Source organism: Photorhabdus hindustanensis, assembly GCF_002968995.1.
In the GTDB taxonomy this organism is placed as follows: Bacteria; Pseudomonadota; Gammaproteobacteria; order Enterobacterales; family Enterobacteriaceae; genus Photorhabdus; species Photorhabdus akhurstii.
The window spans coordinates 137847-156562 of sequence record NZ_PUWT01000018.1 but is presented as its reverse complement, the minus strand read 5'-3'; the positions used below and the strand labels follow the sequence as shown (position 1 = coordinate 156562).

The following is an 18716-nucleotide window of genomic DNA, read 5'->3' as shown; positions in this document are numbered from 1 at the left end:
TTGATATTAATATGAAAAATGACCATATACTTTATTTCAAGATGAGAAATAGTATTATGAGGTTAATAGAATGGCACAAATAAGCACTAAATAAAGGAAAACGATCACCATGTTTAACAATAGAGCTGTTGTGCTGAGTATACTATTAAGTACCGCAAATATTATCGGCTCATCGGGTCTAATGATTTGGGTAGATACCGTGCTTAAAGATGGAGGCATGATTTTAAACGCTTACGTTCCTGTTTTTTCCTATTTATTGGGATTATCTCTGGGGTGTATGACCATATCCTTTTTTATTCGAAAAATGAATATTGTTTTTTTTGAAAGAAATATTTTTGGCTTCTTCTTATTATTAGCAACGATAAACTGCACTCTCTTTGCAAGAGAAACAATACTTATTCCAGTTTGGTTGGATACTCTGCATAGAATATTATGGGGAGTAATAAGTGGATTTATTGTCATAATGGGAAGAAATATCCTTATAACCGCAGGAAATGAAAAGAAAACTAATAGTGATTTTTCTATTTTAATCCTGGCGTTATTAAGCCTGCCATTTTTAATTCCAGTTATTTTCTCTCTTTTAAGTCTAAATTCCCACACATCAGCAGATTTTTTTGCTGCTTCTATTTATTTTATTGCTTCAATTATCTATTTCACTGGTTTTAAAAGACATAATTTAAAAAAACAAAAACAGGATATTAAAGATTCTGTGAAAACAACCAATAAATTAGTTATTTTATTTGCCTTTTCCAGTTTAGTTATCATCAATGTTTGCTTTTTTCTATCCTTAATGATTATGCCAGCAATGCGAACAAAATATTTTGAACATATTGACATGACTCAAATGTATATCATATTAGTGGTTATATGGTTCCCCTGTGCAATTGGGATCATGAAAATCATTAAATCCGCACTTTTAACCAAAAGAATCATGATAGGTAATATCATGCAATTATTTTCTCTCGGATTCTGTTTACTTAGCATTATGACAAATTCTGGCATACTCTATTTGCTATTCACAATTATGGTATTTTTAGCTAATACCATTATGCAACCTGTTTTTTTCTCTTATTTGGGATTGTATTCAAAAAACTCTCTTTATACTTTGGGTATGCAATCAGGTATTTATGTCTTTATTACTATGATCATTCTTTTTTATACTATTTGTTCAGGTGTTGGCGTTGAAAAAATCATTGCTGTATTTATAATATTATTAATTTCTTCAATAGTTATCTCAACTATTTTTCTTTCAAGAATCAATTCAAATAATAACATTGACCAGTAAAAACCAATAAATTCATATATTACCAATCTTTACTAACAATATATAAATGTTGCCTTTATCTCTTAATTATCTCAATTAAGAGATAAAGACTAATGAGTATTCTTTGAAAATATCCTAATCTACGAAACTTTCTATTTTACTCGCTTCATCACACTCCAAATCCGGGATAATACCTTGCCAGCCAAATTGTTGTATTAAATGCTGCCATGACGCATCCCATTTTGCCGTAAGCGATAATTTTTCACCCGTAACAGGGTGATCTAACTCAAGACAACTGGCATGAAGCATCAATCGACTGGTTTGATAATGAGTGGTAACTCCTCTGTTTTGCCGTAAATCGCCGTGTGTCGTATCACCAATAATTGGGTGACGAATATGTGCCATATGGCGTCTTAATTGATGTTTTCGGCCTGTTTTCGGTGTCAATTCCAACAAACTAAAACGTGATGTAGGGTAACGACCTATCTCTACCGGACATTCCACCGTTGCCAGTGGTCGGTAATAAGTCACGCAGGGCTGAGCCTCTTTCTCACCCTGTGCAAATTTATCCGCGATCTTATCCAGCTCCTCAACCAGAGCGTAATCAATAATAGCTGCTTCCAACACATAACCGCGCACGACGGCATGATAAGTTTTTTGTAACTGATGATATTCAAACTGTTGAGAAAGCTGACGGGCAACATCACTGGAAAGCGCCATCAGCAATACACCTGACGTTGGTCTATCCAGACGGTGTACCGGGAAAACATGCTGACCAATCTGATCACGTAATGTCTGCATGACAAAGAGAGTTTCGTGACGCGCCAACCAACTACGATGAACTAACCATCCCGCGGGCTTGTTAACTGCCACAATATAATCATCCTGATATAATACTTCCAACATATCAGACGTTATCCTGCATAAATAAGCGGTCCAACTCACGAAGATGTTCAAGCAGTCGCTGGTAACGCTCGGTAGTATCTTCTTTATAGGATTCCTCAAAGTAAGGCGCGATAGCAAATGCCGTAGGCAACGCCAATCCCTGTTCCAATAATGCATACATTCTCGGAATCAATACCCACTGTAACCACTCTTCAGCTAACATCGTATCAATGGAAAATGGCTCAATACTTTCGAAAGCTTCGGGTTTAGGCGGATGGCTCTGCCACAGGTCAATTTCCCTCATGGCTTCTTCAATTAACTGTAATTTATGCAGAATTTGTTTTGCAATACTCATATTTTCAGCCTGACTCAGTTTTTACTCAAAACAACCAAGTTCGCAAGAATACCATCGATACCCCTTAAGCTGAAAATTTGCTTGCTCCACCAAATAAGAGAAGGGAGCGAACAAGCGCTCCCCTTAAGTTGATTTTATAGCAGTCCCGCTAATAATATGCTCCCTGCTCACTCCTTGACAAATTGTCCCTGTTGGTTATCCCTTACCCATCATTTTATTTATGTTGCATACGATCCTGTTATGCATTGTGTCATCCTGACCATCATCACTTATCTGTCCTTGAGAAATTGTGCGTAATGATTCCTTTCCTGCTGAGGACAGCATGAATTAATTTGTTCGATGAAACAAGCTACACATAATGGAACCAGTAAGTGAGGATAAGGAATAAAATCTGTAATTATTTATAGCCTATTGAAATAAAATGAAAATAATAAACTAATGTGAAACTCACAAAAGTAAACAATGATATCTCTTACATGAAGTGTAAGAGATATCTCACAAATGTAGAGTTAAAAATCCGGGCGTGACTGTAGCAACCTGCATTTATCGTGTTTTTCAACCCACAATAACTGAAAATGAAATCTATAACCTGTTGTGGCCTCGCAGAAAATGAATCCCGTGTCAGAGCGTAAGCGAGGTGTGTTTACCGTTGTACAGCTCCCCATACGCCATCCAGTAAGTCACTGTTTTGTAGATAAAGAATCGCGCTCATCACGATAGACCGTCAACCCGCAACACTGGGTTACTGGCAGTTTGATATGTCACCTTCCGATCTGAAACACATTGATGTACTGGAGTGGATTGATCCGGATAAAGGCTAACCTACCTTGATGCTGTTCAGTGGGATGGATGATCGGAGCGGCACAGCTTATCAGGAATACCTCTGCATTTACGGTGAGGATGCCGAGTCGGCCCTGCGTCTAATAAACCATCAATACTAAAATAATTCCAAGATTAATTGCGAATACACCTAAATATGACGATTGTTAGGATGGTTAATTCTATTAAAAATAATAATAATAAGCATGACATAATATTATCCTGTTTATATTTCTTATCGATGCAAATAGAACAATGATTCACTAACTTTATTTTGAAAACCAAATAACTTTATTGGCTTTCCATATATCAACATGAAGGTTAATAGGATGTTATTAAATAATCTTAAAATTTAGTGGAAATAAATAGATCTTTAGCTATACTTAATTAATGACATGACAGATAAAAATAGTAATGTCTTTTTGAGAATTAAGGATAAAACTTATCATCAATAGTCAACTTAAAATTTAATTAGATGAGCAAAGGTTAGTTTATTGAATTTTTTAATAAAAATATTAATGTTATTAAAAATTTCATCGCAGCCTATTAATATAATAGGTAAATAAAATAATAGAAAAAACAATTGGCATTAATCATGTTGTAAGTCCCTAATAATTTAAAATCAAAATATATTTTACTGTGGTTAATTATTTTCCACCTTATACACGGAGGAAAAAATCCCAGTGCCCATTTTAAAGGACATTAATTCCCTAGAACAAGTATGGCTTAAAGTCGATTATTTTCGAGTCGATATAAGTTTTCACTTGTAGATATTGCGGGCCGGGAAAAAGGGCGGCAATAAACTATATGGTTCTCACTTAACAACCATTCTGCCAAATGGTCGCCGGCTGTGCAGAAATAATTTCGATTAAGCTTTATATCCCGCCGGGGAGACGCTTTACCAGGCAGAGTCTGACACACAGATAAGACAACAGAGGTTATTATGACAGTAATGACGATTTATTTCTGCGGGACAGCAGCCACCAAGTTTGATGATTCAAACCCTAATTATTGGAACGGGGAATTGGTTTCCACTCTGGCGTCCCATAACTTGGGACGCGAGTTTGCCGAATGGTTAATCATCGATGGCCCAGGTAGCGGCAACCTTCAGGATGATGAACTTTGGGAAAAAAGCGGGGAACATTACGACTGGGCAGGCAAAACACTCGGCTACGGCTGGGAAGAAAATGTCAAGCATGCCACCCATATTATTAAAGGTAGTTTCGGCTGGCAACGCGAAAAGTTAACTGAACAACAATATAATAAGCTCAAAGAATCGGGAATTCCAATTAAGGATGTTGAAGTCACAGGTTCCTTTTTCTGGCGACACTATGACTATGGCAAACGAAAAGTTACGCAGCAACAACTACAGCAGCAAATTATTAAAACTTTTCGTAAGGACGGAATACTTCCAACACAGGTCAACCTTATAGGCTGGAGTCGGGGAGGAATAAGTTGCCATATGCTCGCCAATTCGATGCTTGAAGATCCTGACTTAGAAGCGATCCCGGTAAATATTTTTGTAATAGACCCAGTACCTGGCCTAGGGAATTTCCAACGAGAAAGGGTTTCTTTAGGGAAGAACGTCAGAGAATACGTGGCATTTTATGCAAAGGATGAACGTTCAAAAGGTTTTTCTTGCGTGATCCCGGAAACGGATAAATCAACGGCTGTACATATTTATCCAATGCCCGGCCGGCACTCTACACTTGTCGGTAACGCATCCCTTGATGGGATCAGCAGTGGCAAAGTTTTGTATGAACCAGGAATGATTGTCCGTCATTTTGCCGAAGTATGCTTGACAAGATGGGGATGCAATCTGGATAAAAAGCTTAATTTGGATGATGCGCAGCTACTGGAACTCCATAAAGCCATGGAAAGAAATGCAGACCTGTATACAAAAATGCATAGTAATTCTTATACTTTAATTACCGAAAGCAATAAAGGGGAGCGCCAAGTTTCTCATGGCACAAGTAACGCCAACTTTTCTTCAGTAAAGGGGAGTCCATTTTCACCGGCTTCAGGACTGGCCTCCAATTTCCTGAATGAAAAATCGATCTACGATGTCATTAAATAATCCAAGTGACGAGCATCAGCCTCCAGCAAACGAGGATTCGTTGAACATTAATGACTTTGCATATTTTTTGCCAAAAATTGTGACATTTGGTGTTCTTTTACAGGGTTCATTTTTCTACGTCCCATTACATCGAACCTTGACGCGATAATGGAGCATTTTTTTCATTTGCAAATAATCTAGGTTGGTCGGGATGGAATGCAGATTAGAGGCAAATAATGTAGATTTATTGTCATTTATTCTGGGTTGGAAGCTCGGTGAGAATCACTTAATATGAACTGAAAACCGCTGTTAATTGCAGGTCGAGCGGTTTTCAATTGCAAGTCGTTATACCTAACGAATAAAGACAGGCTCAATTGCACCAAGAAACCCAATTAAGTCGGTAAATAACCGCGTTCGTTTATGGCTGCCAAATTGTTCCAAGATCACTTCACCGGTCAAATTACACAGAGAAATCATCCCCATATCATCCGATTCCATCGTCGCAATAAACGCCGTTGGCGACAGTTTCAGCCGCTTCTGCGTCACCAAATGTCCTATCAGATTTTCCTGTAAACGGATAAAGTCATCTTCACTCCAAACCTGAATCAAACTAAACCGCTGACCTTCAAATGTTACCGTCATATCACCGGCTAATTGTGATGTATAAAAATCATGAATTGCCGGTTGTAATTGAATATCCAGTGCAACTTCGACGCTATTCAGCTTATCCTCTAAAGGAAAAGGCTGTGGAAGCCAATAAACCATGTTGTCACCAGTCTGGGTAATACAAGGTGATGGCACACCATAAAGTTCACGGCTGGCAGGAGGGGCTCCGGTTTCCTTTTGCCACAAATCAACATAACAACGAGTAAAATTAGACAACGCTTCTGTAACATTAGAAATCATATTATTTTCAACCGGTAACTGTTAGGGTGTACTTAACAATTTTATAATAAACCAAAGATAGTAAACTGAGCGAACAAATAAAATTCAGACAAACTCCCTAACTTGCTAAACTTAAGCAATCACTACTATCAGATTTTGAGGAATAACATGTCGTTATATCGGGATCACCAAGCTCTTGAGCAACTTACTCTGGGTAAAACCACTTTATATCGTGACCAATATGATGCCAGCTTATTGCAAGCTGTACCCCGCAATATGAACCGTGAACCGCTGGAAATTTTCCCTGATAATTTGCCGTTTCATGGCGCTGATATCTGGACGCTATATGAACTGTCATGGCTAAATAGCCGTGGTTTGCCACAAGTTGCTGTCGGGCATGTTAGTTTAAATGCAACAAGTAAAAACCTGATTGAATCTAAAAGTTTTAAGCTCTATCTGAACAGTTTTAACCAAACTCGCTTTGAAAACTGGCAAGTCGTTGAAGAAACACTACAGCGCGATCTGGCTGCTTGTGCTAAAGGCAAGGTGGAAGTGACTCTTCATCATTTAGATCATTTCAATAATCAGCCAATCTCCACTTTTACAGGCGAATGTATTGACGATCAGGACATTGAAGTGACTGAATATGATTTCAATCGTCATTATCTGCAAGATGCAGCACAAGGCCCGCTGGTAGAAGAAGTTTTGGTTAGCCATCTGCTGAAATCTAATTGCCTGATCACCCATCAACCTGACTGGGGATCTGTCCAGATTCACTACAAAGGGGCAAAAATCAATCGGGAAGCATTGTTACGCTACCTAATATCATTCCGGCATCACAATGAGTTTCACGAGCAATGTGTCGAACGTATCTTCAACGATTTACAACAATTATGTGCACCAGAAAAGCTTTCAGTCTACGCTCGTTATACCCGTCGTGGGGGATTAGATATCAACCCGTGGCGCACAAATAGTGCAAGCTTTATTCCAGCTATAGGCAGACTGGCACGTCAATAGATCTGCTTTAAATCTGTTTTCCTAAGCGCAATTTCTGAAAAATAAGCTGAAATAGGGTATGTAATACATTCAGTTTAGTGCTATTGATATGTAATCCATACACGGTATACAAGGAGTCATTCTTGATCACACATATCAACCCACTCGGCTCAATGGATTTATTATCTCAACTTGAAGTAGATATGCTAAAGAGTACCGCAAAAAGTGATCTGTATCGCCTGTTCCGTAATTGCTCACTGGCCGTACTCAATTCAGGTAGCCAAACCGATAATAGTAAAGAGCTGCTCTCTAAATACACCGATTTTGAAATTAACGTACTGCGCCGTGAGCGTGGAGTAAAACTGGAACTGATAGATCCACCAGAAGACGCATTCGTTGATGGAAAAATTATTCATTCACTACAAGCTAACCTGTTCGCAGTGCTGCGGGATATCTTGTTTGTCCATACACAAATTACCGATCCAGGACAACCGGATTATTCCGATTCAGAGAATAGTGCGCATATCACCAACAGAATATTCTCTATTCTGCGCCATGCCAGAGCGCTGCATACCGATGACGATCTCAACATGATCGTCTGTTGGGGAGGCCACTCAATTAGTAAGCAAGAGTATCAATATGGCCGTAAAGTCGGTAATCAGCTTGGGTTACGTGGACTGAATATCTGTACTGGCTGTGGCCCCGGCGCAATGGAAGCACCGATGAAAGGCGCGGCTGTCGGCCATGCCCAACAGAATTATAAAAATAGCCGTTTTATTGGTATCACCGAACCCTCAATCATTGCGGCTGAACCTCCAAATCCATTAGTGAATGAGCTGATTATCATGCCAGACATAGAAAAACGTCTGGAAGCTTTTGTTCGTATTGCTCATGGTATCGTTATTTTCCCTGGTGGCGTCGGTACAGCGGAAGAATTACTTTATTTGCTAGGCATTCTGATGAACCCGGAAAATCAGGAGCAAATACTGCCATTAATTCTTACCGGACCAAAGGAGAGTGAGGACTATTTCCAGGTTCTGGACGAATTTATTGTTCATACCTTGGGCGAAGATATACGACGCTACTATCACATCATCATTGATAATGCGCCCGAAGTTGCCAGAATAATGAAAGAAGCGATGCCATTAGTGAGAGATAGCCGCCACAGTACCGGTGATGCATATAGTTTTAATTGGTCAATGAAGATCAATTATGATTTGCAACAGCCGTTTGAACCATCCCATGAAAACATGGCTGATCTTAATCTCCATTCTGATCAACCATCTGAAAAACTGGCAGCGTCACTGCGCCGGGCTTTTTCCGGGATTGTTGCCGGTAATGTGAAAGAGGTGGGTATTCAAGCGATTGAAAAACAGGGTCCATTCAAAATCCACGGGGATGTTAAAATAATGCGCCATATGGATAAGCTATTGAAAGACTTTGTGGAACAGCATCGAATGAAACTACCGGGAGGCACTGCCTACGAGCCTTGCTACGAAATTATTAAATAAAGTTACCTGAAAAAATATTCGCGCTCCACGGATGGAGCATTGTGCCATTTAAAGTGATTCCATATGATACACCTTCTTATTGTTGATGCTCTTAACCTTATCCGACGCATTCATGCTGTGCAGGGCAGTCCATGCATTCCTGCCTGTGAACATGCGCTAAGGCAGCTTATCCAACATACTCATCCCACACATGCCGTCGCAGTATTCGATGAAGAGAATCGCAGTCACAGTTGGCGTCATCAGATATTACCTGACTACAAAGCCGGCCGTTCGCCCATGCCTGACAATCTGCAACAAGAAATGCCACAAATAAGAGCATCATTTGAGCAACAAGGGGTCGCCTGCTGGCATGCCGAGGGACACGAAGCTGACGATCTGGCAGCGACACTGGCGGTAAAAGTGACTTCTGCTGGTCACAACGTGACAATTGTTTCTACTGATAAAGGGTATTGCCAGCTACTTTCACCCAATATCCGTATCCGTGACTACTTTCAAAAACGCTGGTTGGATATGCCATTTGTTCAGCAAGAGTTTGGCGTTTTACCAGAACAACTACCTGATTATTGGGGTCTGGCGGGGATAAGCAGCAGTAAAATTCCGGGGATTCAGGGGATCGGGCCGAAAACCGCCGCCACTTTACTGCAACAGGCCGGTACACTGGATAATCTGTTCCAGAACCTCGACCAACAACCCGATAAATGGCGCAATAAACTAGAATCCAATAAAGAAATGGCGTTTATCAGCCGGGAAGTTGCATCATTACGTACCGATCTAGCTTTAAATGGTAATCTGCAACAACTCCGGCTGACAACATTAACCTAACGGAAATACTTCAACCTAACGAAAATACTTAGCTATCTTATCCAGATGTTCGCCTTTTAATTCTCCGGCCTCATTAAGCAGGCCGATCCAAGACTTAATATAATTATATTTTGCTTGTGAGAGATCACGTCGAGCGGTATATAACTGCTGTTCAGCATTCAAGACATCCACATTGACCCGCTGTCCAAGCGCAACACTTTTACTGGTCGCGTCTACCTGCAAGCTAGCTGATTCAACCGCCATCTCATAAGCACTAATCCGTTTTTCACTATTTAAGTACTGATTATAATTGCGACGTAATGCATTGAGGATTTCTCCGGCCTGAGCGTCAAGATCATATTTAGTTCTGCCATAATTGGCCGCCGCCTGACGTACAGAAGCAGACGTCGCGCCACCATTATAGATATTCATGCTCATCCGCAAGCCAATGGTATCGGTTCGATATTTTTGATCTATGGTATTATCGCTACTGGATTCGTTTTCAGAATGGGAAGCGTAGAACTCCAGCTTGGGTAAATAGCCTGCCCGGTTACGCTGCACTTCATGGTACGCGGCTTGCACTTCCTGACGAGAAGCAGCCAAAACCGGGTTGTTAGCCAATGCCAATTTTTCCCACTCCTCATAACGCTCAGGCAACAACCTCAATATCTGAAAACGCTTTTTATCTGATAGCCGTTGCACAGGCAAATCAATAGGGAGAGGAACACCCACAATGAGCTGTAAACTTCGGATCGCCGCATCCAAATCGTCTTTGGCGGCTATCTCATCGGCAATCGCCTGACTGTAACGGGATTGCGTTTCCACCACATCAGTACGTGTCCCTTCACCAGAAGTAAACAATTTCTTATTCAGTTCCAGTTGCTTTTCATAAGCCATTTTCTGGCTTATCACTAAATCGATTTGATCCTGTGCATAAGCCACATCTACGTAAGCATTCACGACCCGAACAGCCAGTTGCTGAAAATCTGCCCGAAAACGCTCATTGCTCATCAAAGTGTGAGCCTGGCTGGCTTTATAACGAGCCCATATCTCAAAATCGATCAATGGCTGTGTCAACACAATAGCCGCGTTATAACTGTTATATTGGCGATCCCGGCTGCTAGTTGTTTTCCTGCCCCAGAAGTCATAGCCAACAGACTCCATATGTTGCCAATTCCGTGGTGAATTCTGATAAGACATCATTACCTTAGGGAACAGTTCTGCCCTGCCGAGCTTTTCATACTCTTCACCGCCTTCCCGCTCTTTCACGGCAGCGAGAAAAGTGGGATCATTTTCTAACGCCAGCGCATAGGCTTCCGTCAAACTCAATGCCCATGTAGGAAAAGAGAACAAACTGACGCTAAAAAGAATCAGCAAACCAATGGATAAAGAAGCATTATTCAATTTCATAATCACTCCTCTATCAACGATGTTGAAGCCCGATCCCACAATGGCTTAAACAGATAACTTAACAGAGAGCGGGAACCCGTTTTGACAAACACCTCAACCGGCATCCCTGGCCTGATATCCAACCCTTTTAATTTTTCCATTCCCTCAGGAGAGACAACCACTTTCATATGATAATAAGGTTGACTGGTTACTGGATCGACCAACCTATCCGCGGAAACCATCGCGACTTTACCTTCAACCTTTGGCGTACGATTCTGGTTAAAAGCGGTGAACATCAGGTCCACATCAAACCCTTTACTAATCTTATCCGCCAAATTAACCGCCACACGAGCGTCCACTTCAAGCGCCACTTGGGTCGGCAGAATTTCCATCAGTTTTTCGCCGGGGGCAACAACCCCACCTTGGGTAAAAACATTCAACCCCACAACAGTACCGTCAACCGGCGCGACAATTGAGGTATGAGTCAGTTCAAACTGTGCGGTATCCAACTTATTTCTATATTCACTGGCGGAAACCTGCACCTCCGCTAATTGCGTACGCACTTCCCGCTGATAGTCTGCTTTGCGCTGAATAATACGCTGTTGTGTTTCCTGTAACTGTTTTTCAAGCTGACCCGCTCGTCCTGCCATTTCCGCCGTGCTGCTGTTTAGTTCAGCCTGTTCACGCAGAAGTTCCAGATAACGATTACGCGGAAAATAGCCCTCATCCGCTAAAGATTTTAGATTTGTTATCTGCTCCTTAAGCGCCCCCTGCTGCATGCGCTTACTGAGAAGGGAAGATTTCAGCCCTTTAATTTGAAAATTTATTCCTTCGACGGACTGCTCAAGCCCTTCCAGGTCGCTTCTCAATACTTCACGGCGTGATTTAAAAAGTTGTTTTTGCAGTTCGGTTATCTCATTCACCCGCGGTTCAGATTGTAATTGCTGTAATATGTCGGGGAAAATTAACACTTCATCACCATGCTGCTCGGCTAATAAACGGGCTTCCGTTGCCAACGTGGTATACAGTTGATCCTGAATCGCATCGACCTGTGCCTTTGCCTGTACCTGACTGAGCTGGACGAGTGTCTGACCCGCTTTTATTGTTTCTCCCTCAACAACCTTAATCTGGCTGATAATACCGCTTGCCGGGGCCTGAACTGTTTTACGATTACCATCCACAACCACCACACCCGAAGACGCCACCCCTTTATCCAACGGCGCTAATGCTGCCCAAATGAGAAATCCCAAGATCCCCACACCAATCACTAACCATCCTAGTCGTAAAAAATGCCTTTCTTCCAAAGGCAATAATCCTTTTTCATCTCTTACCGGCGTAATCTGATCAGACATATCCACTCCCGGACAGAAATCTCCGTCTCAGCTATTTGATATTATTATAATTAAATGCACATTTACCTATTGTTACCTATGATGCCTGCGCGACGGCTTTGGTTGCAGAGTGTTCCTGACTGTTATTTCTTTGTGATAAAGCGGCTATCACCTGCTGAGATGAACCGAACATCTTCATTTTCCCCTGAACCAGTAACAATATTTTGTTTGTCTGTGATAACAATGAGGTACGGTGAGTAATGACAATCACCGTTTTTCCTTGCGCTTTAAGCTGAGAAATCGCCTCATTCAATGCTCTTTCTCCTGCCTCATCCAGGCTGGAATTAGGTTCATCCAACACCACCAATGACGGCTCATCATATAGTGCACGCGCAAGGCCAATTCGCTGTTTCTGCCCCCCAGATAACCCAACACCTCCAGCACCAATTACGGTGTCATAGCCTTTATCAAGTTCTAATATCAGCTCATGAACGCCCGCTTTCTTTGCCGCCTGTACCACCTTTTCTGGTTCTACTTCATTAAAACGAGCAATATTTTCAGCGATCGTGCCGCCAAATAACTCAATATCCTGTGGTAAATAACCGATTGAAGAGCCTAGTTCATCTTTATTCCACTGATAAATATCTGCATTATCCAGACGAACAACCCCTTCCTGTGCAGGCCATATTCCGACTAGTAATCGAGCAAGAGTCGATTTCCCAGATGCACTAGGTCCAATTAATCCCATCACATCACCGGCATCCAACGAAAAGCTAATATCCTCTAACACAACCTTATTGTTTCTTCCCGGAGGCGCTGCGGAAACTTTATCCACGGACAAATTTCCTTTTGGCGCGGGCAATGACATGCCCGGTTTGCGTTCCGGTTGTTGTTCCAACAAGTTGGTTAACCGTTGCCATGACAAACGAGCGCCACTCCAGCCTTTCCAGGCTTGGATCAATTGTTCAATCGGCGAAAGTGCACGTCCCATCAAAATTGAAGCCGCAATCATCATGCCCGGCGTAATATGCCCACCAATCGCTAACCAGCCCCCTAATCCAAGGATCAATGACTGCAAGGCCAAACGCACTGTTTTAGTGACTGAATTAATCACTGAAGCCCGCTCACTAGCAATGCGCTGGAAATCCAGGAAACGCTCATGTAATCCAAACCATCTCCGGCGGAGCACCGGTAACATACCTAACGCCTCTATGACTTCGGCATTACGTAAATTGGTGCTGGCAAGACTCGCTGAACGTAGAGAAAGTTTACTGGCTTCGGATAACGGCTGACTTGATAACCACTGATTCAGCACAGCCAAGGCAATCAATACCAGCGCACCTCCCAGTGATAACAGACCAAGCCAAGGGTTAAAAAGGAAAATGACCAGCAGATAGATTGGAAACCAAGGGGCGTCAAAGAAGGCAAACAAGGCGTTACCCGTCAGAAACTGGCGGATATTTGCCAAGTCATTAAGCATCTGACCTGCATCAGTGGTGCCATTTTTCAGATTTGATTCATAAGATGCGGTATAAACCCGGTTATTCAGCTTCATATCAAGCTGACTACCAATGCGGATGACAATCATGCTACGGATATATTCCAGCATTCCCATCATGGCAAACATGCCGAGGGTAATCAGAGTTAACATCAGCAAAGTGATTTCATTGCCCGACGGCAATACTCTGTCATAAACCTGCAACATATAAACAGACGGAACTAACATCAGCAGGTTAATAAAGGCAGTGAACAACCCGATAGCCCAAAATACCCGGCTACGAGCACGAATGACATCAGTAATTTCATCCTTCGGGAGCAGTAATTTCACACTATATTTCCTTATTTTTATTTTTTTAAAAATATAACTATCTGATGTTAATATTCCCTTTATTATTCATTTTTCTTATTAGTCTTATTGGGCTTCATCATTAATTCCCGACCACTGGCAAAGCGGGCAAACCAGCCATCTGGCTCATTAGCAAAGAAAGCCAAACCACTACCCTGTTCATCAGTAATTGTGAGGCCATCAGGAGTAGGCCGCCAACCGGCAGGCACTTCGCCAAACATATACGCCAAACAATCGTTATCACCATTAAGTGACCAAATTGATCCCTCCGGTAAGGGTTGGTCAGTCAATGACACATCACATTGTTGACGTTTATCCGACAGTTGCCATACGCCTTTCAATTCACTGGCGTGTGGGAGATCAAGACTACTTGCCATACTTCCTCCGATAATGCTGAATGCAAGAGCAACAAAGAATGCAAATTTCAGATACCAAGCTGCAAAAACCATGCCGCCTCCAAACGAATAACCGCATCCAAATCAGATGCGGTTGTGTTGTTGTGTTATGCAAGAATGAAATCAGACTCTAATATTGGCTCTCCGACAATCTTCACCCAAAAATCATCATAGGAAAATTTACCGCCCAAATTAATGGCAAAATCATTCACCTTATCAACCGTGTTATAACGAAGCACCGCTTCTCCGACTTCACCCGTGAATTCCCTTACAAACTTGACGCCCCCCTTCCCGGCTTCACCCAGATCGAACAATGACACATCAATCTTGTCTTCACCTGAAACAAAGTCATGAATCCAATCACGCTCAAGCGGCGGTGATTCCTTGGCGCTCAGGTAGACAAAGGTATCTTTGCCTTCCCCGCCCCAAAGATTATCCGCTCCCAAGCCACCGTAAATGATGTCATCACCCGCTCCACCTTTCAGAGTATTGGCGGCATCATTCCCGATCAAAACATCATTACCACTGCCGCCAATCGCATTTTCAATCGTGACGCCACGGGCAATAGAGACGTTACCTTTCAGTCCACCGACATCAGAGAAAGAGGCTTCATTCAGATTGATGCGTTGATCCTGAGTAAAACCAGAGAAATCAAACGTATCATTGCCACCAGTATCCCAAGCGGTGAACAACAGTTTGCTGTTCTCATCTTTTGCGGTATAGAAGTCACGATCTGTGTTGGAATTAAAGCCATATACTGTGTCATCAGCACGGATTGTATTATTCGCGCCATATACCGCCTGAATGGCAGAAATATCGTTAAGTAATGGAGCAGAAGAATAAATACCTTTAAAGTCCTGACCCGTATTTTTCTCACTGAAATAACTCATGACGGTATAAGCACGGCTATCTTCAAAATAAGTAGCGCTGTTCTTATAAGTTGGGCTTACCTTATCAGACGCATTATAATCAGCCGGATGTTGCAACCCCAGAGTATGGCCAATTTCATGAGTAAACGTTTGACGGCCATAGCCATTCACATCAATATCATTGTTTGAGAAAGTACGGCTTTTGGCGTTATACCAAGTCCCTAACTGCGTCTTCTCTGGCTTTGGCAGATAAGCAAATGCATAACTCCCCGTCAAACTAACATCAAAGAACCCAAAAGTGATATTTGCCTCTTTGACATCAGTAGTTTCAACGAAATTGATATTAGCCACATCAGCCCAAGATTGTATTGACAGTTTCGCAGCAGCTCTTTGTTCTTCATTAAATGCTGAAAATTTAGAAATATGCCACGGCATATCATCCGGCTCACTCTCCAGAAAAGTATACTTTAATGGGAAAGCTTTAGATTTATCGTCGTCCTTATGCCCCCAACGATAATCACCCCGGATTAATTCTTTAGCAGCATCTTTACTGGGCTCATGTTCAACAACAATATTAGAATCTTTACCTGGTATATAAGCCTGTAACCATTTCAGCAACTCATTTGCCTTCTCTGAACCACTAACGTCTTTGTCTTCCGAGTATGAAATTTTCTTCTTTAAAGACATATATTTCTCCATAAATTCAGGACTTAGATATAAAAATCTTTTTATTTTATTAAATACAAGTCAATAAAACCTGAAAACCACAGACCGACCCTGGTCATACAAATTAACAACTAAAATCCCTTTCACATAAACGTAACATTAAAGTTAATTATGTAAAAAGCAATTAACATATTTTTTTAATATAAACGTGATAAAAATAACATAAAACAAATAAGCGATTGTTTTATATAACATAACTATTTAAGGCGAAAAGAATACCGCTAATTTCATAGCGGTATTTTCTTACGAATTAATTATCTATTTATTTAACTATCCATGAAGTAAACTTTAAAAAATTTATAGCATTATTACTGATAATTTTAATCAGCAATTATCCCAAGCCGTTATATGAATAGGCAAAATCAGAATAATCTACCACCTTCGACTGAAATATTGAACGATATGACATATATGGAAAGACTCTAAACCAGTAAACACCTATATATTATTAAACAAATTAATAGCAACTTAATTAAATCAATAAAAAACATATATCACAGAGCAGTTAATATTTACTTTATTCTAAAGCACTTTTCCCAATATAATTAAATTATATTCGTAATTTTTCAACATCCAATAATATTATCAACAAAGCTAATTAATTAAAAAATACATTAAATCTAAAACGTAAATTTAATATCAAAATTAAATTACACACTTAAAACTTTAATTAAAAGACAATCTCTTTCATTATTTTTCATTTTACAAAATTATTTCGTTAAATTATCTAACATTAAATCACAATTTAATTAGACGATTATAATAATATGTTAGTTTTGCTATTTACCTTAAGTCAAGTAAAAAATCAACAATTTTAAGACATAAATCATACAATGTTCATTATCACATTAAACCATAACCATCTCATAATAGCGTATTATATGATACTTTCTTAACTGAAAAAATGGATTAAATCCTTCTAATACACTCACTTTAAGCCACACAGTAATGAGAGATAAAATGCAAAAATGTCATTCAATATTGAAAAAAAACGCCTCAGAATATAACTGAGGCGTTTTAGGAATTCTTATTTTATTGGTTTATTCTAAATATAGTGATGAACAACCGTGAATTAGTAATCATTCCGGCTAGCGGCATAAGCAGACCAGATACGACGGACATGCACCGTTATTTCTTCCCTGTCATGATAAAGGTGTTTTGCCTGAATTTGTGCATTTACACCACCCTCTTTTAATTGCAAGTTCATTTTCTGCAAATTATGAGCAACTTCTTCATAACGCTTTTTCATCGGTAATTTAAGATTAAAAATGGCTTCCCGGCACCAGCCATTAACCAACCAATCTGCCATTAACTGCGTCACTTTTGCTGGTTTTTCCACCATGTCGCATACCAGCCAATAAACGTTTTTTGTCGAAGGCTCAAACTTAAAACCATCAACTTTGTGATGTTTAACTTGCCCCGTATCCATCAAACTTTTCGACATTAGGCCATTATCTACCGCATGCACCATCATACTACGTTTCACCAGTTGGTAAGTCCAACCCCCCGGACACGCACCTAAATCAACCGCATATAAACCGCTAGCTAATCGCTCTTCCCATTCATCATATGGGATAAAAACATGAAACGCTTCTTCCAGTTTTAATGTTGAACGACTTGGCGCATCCGAAGGAAATTTCAACCGAGGAATACCCATATAAAATGGCGAGTTATTGTTACTGTAAGAATAACCAACATAACAGCAACCCGGAGCAATAAAGAAAACGTGTATTACCGGGCGGTTAACATTTTCCCGAATCAGCAAGATCTTTTCCTGCCGCATAGCATTACGCAACGGAACAGTAAATTTTCGGCAGAATTTTAATAATTCTTTACTTTCATTAGTATCAGGCACCTCAACCCGTAACTCGCCTGCACGCTCAATGACGCCATGCAGCATACCAATAATCGGACTTATCCGATCTTCAGGAGGCAAATCTCGCAATAACTCACCCACAACCAGTATCTGACGGGCAAAAATCAGCTCGCGAAATGGGATTTCACGAATCAGCCGATCAGCATCTTCATGTTGATAACACTCAAACAGGACATAGCCACTGTTATCTTTCACCCGGGCAAAACCGTAAATCTCTTTTTGCCCCGCTTTATCAGTGATTTCTGCTGCACACTCTTTTTCAAAACCAGGGCGGCAATATAAAGCAATTTTATTCATGGCGAAGCGCCGATTTCCTTAGACGCAAAGCGCCAATTAATACTAAAAACCAGCCGATAAGAAAGCTAAATCCTCCAACTGGCGTAATGTAAGTGAAAAATTTAACCTGCAATAAGGCCATACAATAGAGACTGCCGCTAAACAACAAAATACCTACTGCAAAAAAGACGCCACTCCAGTAAAACCAGAGCACAACTTTACGCATTAGCATGGCAGACATCGCCATCATTGCCAGAGTGTGAATCCCCTGATATTGCAGACCGAGATCAATCCAACTTATCTGATATTTTTCCATCATCGGAGATAATAAATGTGACCCTACAGCACCAAATGCCACATAGAAAAAACCACTGAAACCAGCAAAGATAAGCATTAGACGACTATTCACTGTTATCTCCCTTTCTCATATTCTCTT

15 protein-coding genes and 1 pseudogene are annotated in these 18716 nt (G+C 40.7%); 6 read left to right on the top strand and 10 right to left on the bottom strand.

Annotated features, from left to right (window positions below; translation table 11 throughout):
- Positions 1–109 precede the first annotated feature (109 nt).
- Entirely contained in the window at positions 110–1285 is a 1176-nt protein-coding gene (locus C6H66_RS07805) for a hypothetical protein (RefSeq protein WP_105395274.1), read from the top strand.
- A gap of 114 nt (positions 1286–1399) precedes the next feature.
- On the opposite strand, the gene truC is transcribed toward C6H66_RS07805, so the two are convergent.
- Both truC and C6H66_RS07795 read right to left on the bottom strand, forming a co-directional pair.
- Complete coding sequence (gene truC, locus C6H66_RS07800) at positions 1400–2170, bottom strand: tRNA pseudouridine(65) synthase TruC (protein WP_105395273.1); 771 nt, start codon at positions 2168–2170, stop codon at positions 1400–1402.
- A 1-nt stretch (position 2171) separates the two neighbouring features.
- Positions 2172–2504 carry a YqcC family protein gene (locus C6H66_RS07795; RefSeq protein ID WP_105395272.1) on the bottom strand — a complete coding sequence of 111 codons (333 nt, stop codon included), beginning with the start codon at positions 2502–2504 and terminating at the stop codon, positions 2172–2174.
- Positions 2505–3250: 746 nt separating this feature from the next.
- Here C6H66_RS07795 and C6H66_RS07790 point away from each other — a divergent pair.
- Positions 3251–3430: pseudogene (locus C6H66_RS07790) on the top strand (IS481 family transposase); the annotation flags it as partial.
- A gap of 836 nt (positions 3431–4266) precedes the next feature.
- Entirely contained in the window at positions 4267–5400 is a 1134-nt protein-coding gene (locus C6H66_RS07785) for a hypothetical protein (protein ID WP_046394366.1), read from the top strand.
- A 330-nt stretch (positions 5401–5730) separates the two neighbouring features.
- Here C6H66_RS07785 and syd read toward each other — a convergent pair whose 3' ends face one another.
- Positions 5731–6285 (bottom strand): SecY-interacting protein, encoded by a 555-nt coding sequence (gene syd / locus C6H66_RS07780; protein ID WP_046394367.1) that lies wholly within the window; start codon positions 6283–6285, stop codon positions 5731–5733.
- A gap of 147 nt (positions 6286–6432) precedes the next feature.
- On the opposite strand from syd, the gene queF reads away from it, so the two are divergent.
- The 3 genes from queF to xni all read left to right on the top strand — a co-directional run bounded on the left by queF (position 6433) and on the right by xni (position 9593).
- Positions 6433–7281, top strand: a complete 849-nt coding sequence (gene queF, locus C6H66_RS07775; RefSeq protein ID WP_046394368.1) for an NADPH-dependent 7-cyano-7-deazaguanine reductase QueF — start codon at positions 6433–6435, stop codon at positions 7279–7281.
- 122 nt (positions 7282–7403) lie between these two features.
- Positions 7404–8771: a nucleotide 5'-monophosphate nucleosidase PpnN gene (ppnN, locus tag C6H66_RS07770; RefSeq protein WP_105395271.1), complete on the top strand. Its 1368-nt coding sequence runs from the start codon at positions 7404–7406 to the stop codon at positions 8769–8771.
- 63 nt (positions 8772–8834) lie between these two features.
- Positions 8835–9593: a flap endonuclease Xni gene (gene xni, locus C6H66_RS07765; RefSeq protein WP_036781543.1), complete on the top strand. Its 759-nt coding sequence runs from the start codon at positions 8835–8837 to the stop codon at positions 9591–9593.
- A gap of 15 nt (positions 9594–9608) precedes the next feature.
- Here xni and C6H66_RS07760 read toward each other — a convergent pair whose 3' ends face one another.
- The 7 genes from C6H66_RS07760 to C6H66_RS07730 all read right to left on the bottom strand — a co-directional run bounded on the left by C6H66_RS07760 (position 9609) and on the right by C6H66_RS07730 (position 18689).
- Positions 9609–10982 (bottom strand): TolC family outer membrane protein, encoded by a 1374-nt coding sequence (locus tag C6H66_RS07760; protein ID WP_105395270.1) that lies wholly within the window; start codon positions 10980–10982, stop codon positions 9609–9611.
- A 2-nt stretch (positions 10983–10984) separates the two neighbouring features.
- Complete coding sequence (locus C6H66_RS07755) at positions 10985–12313, bottom strand: HlyD family type I secretion periplasmic adaptor subunit (protein WP_181150161.1); 1329 nt, start codon at positions 12311–12313, stop codon at positions 10985–10987.
- A gap of 76 nt (positions 12314–12389) precedes the next feature.
- A complete protein-coding gene (locus C6H66_RS07750; RefSeq protein WP_046394372.1) occupies positions 12390–14120 on the bottom strand; it encodes a type I secretion system permease/ATPase in 1731 nt (576 codons plus the stop codon).
- Between the two features lie 62 nt (positions 14121–14182).
- On the bottom strand, positions 14183–14587 hold the full coding sequence (locus C6H66_RS07745; RefSeq protein WP_082300783.1) for a protease inhibitor Inh/omp19 family protein: 405 nt from the start codon (positions 14585–14587) through the stop codon (positions 14183–14185).
- A 53-nt stretch (positions 14588–14640) separates the two neighbouring features.
- The gene (prtA, locus tag C6H66_RS07740; RefSeq protein ID WP_265340023.1) at positions 14641–16101 is read right to left on the bottom strand and encodes a serralysin; all 1461 of its coding nucleotides are present in this window, start codon (positions 16099–16101) and stop codon (positions 14641–14643) included.
- A gap of 1099 nt (positions 16102–17200) precedes the next feature.
- On the bottom strand, positions 17201–18301 hold the full coding sequence (rlmM, locus tag C6H66_RS07735) for a 23S rRNA (cytidine(2498)-2'-O)-methyltransferase RlmM (RefSeq protein WP_105395268.1): 1101 nt from the start codon (positions 18299–18301) through the stop codon (positions 17201–17203).
- Positions 18294–18689, bottom strand: a complete 396-nt coding sequence (locus C6H66_RS07730) for a DUF423 domain-containing protein (protein ID WP_036781562.1) — start codon at positions 18687–18689, stop codon at positions 18294–18296. Before C6H66_RS07730 ends, rlmM begins: the two co-directional genes overlap by 8 nt.
- Positions 18690–18716: the final 27 nt, after the last annotated feature.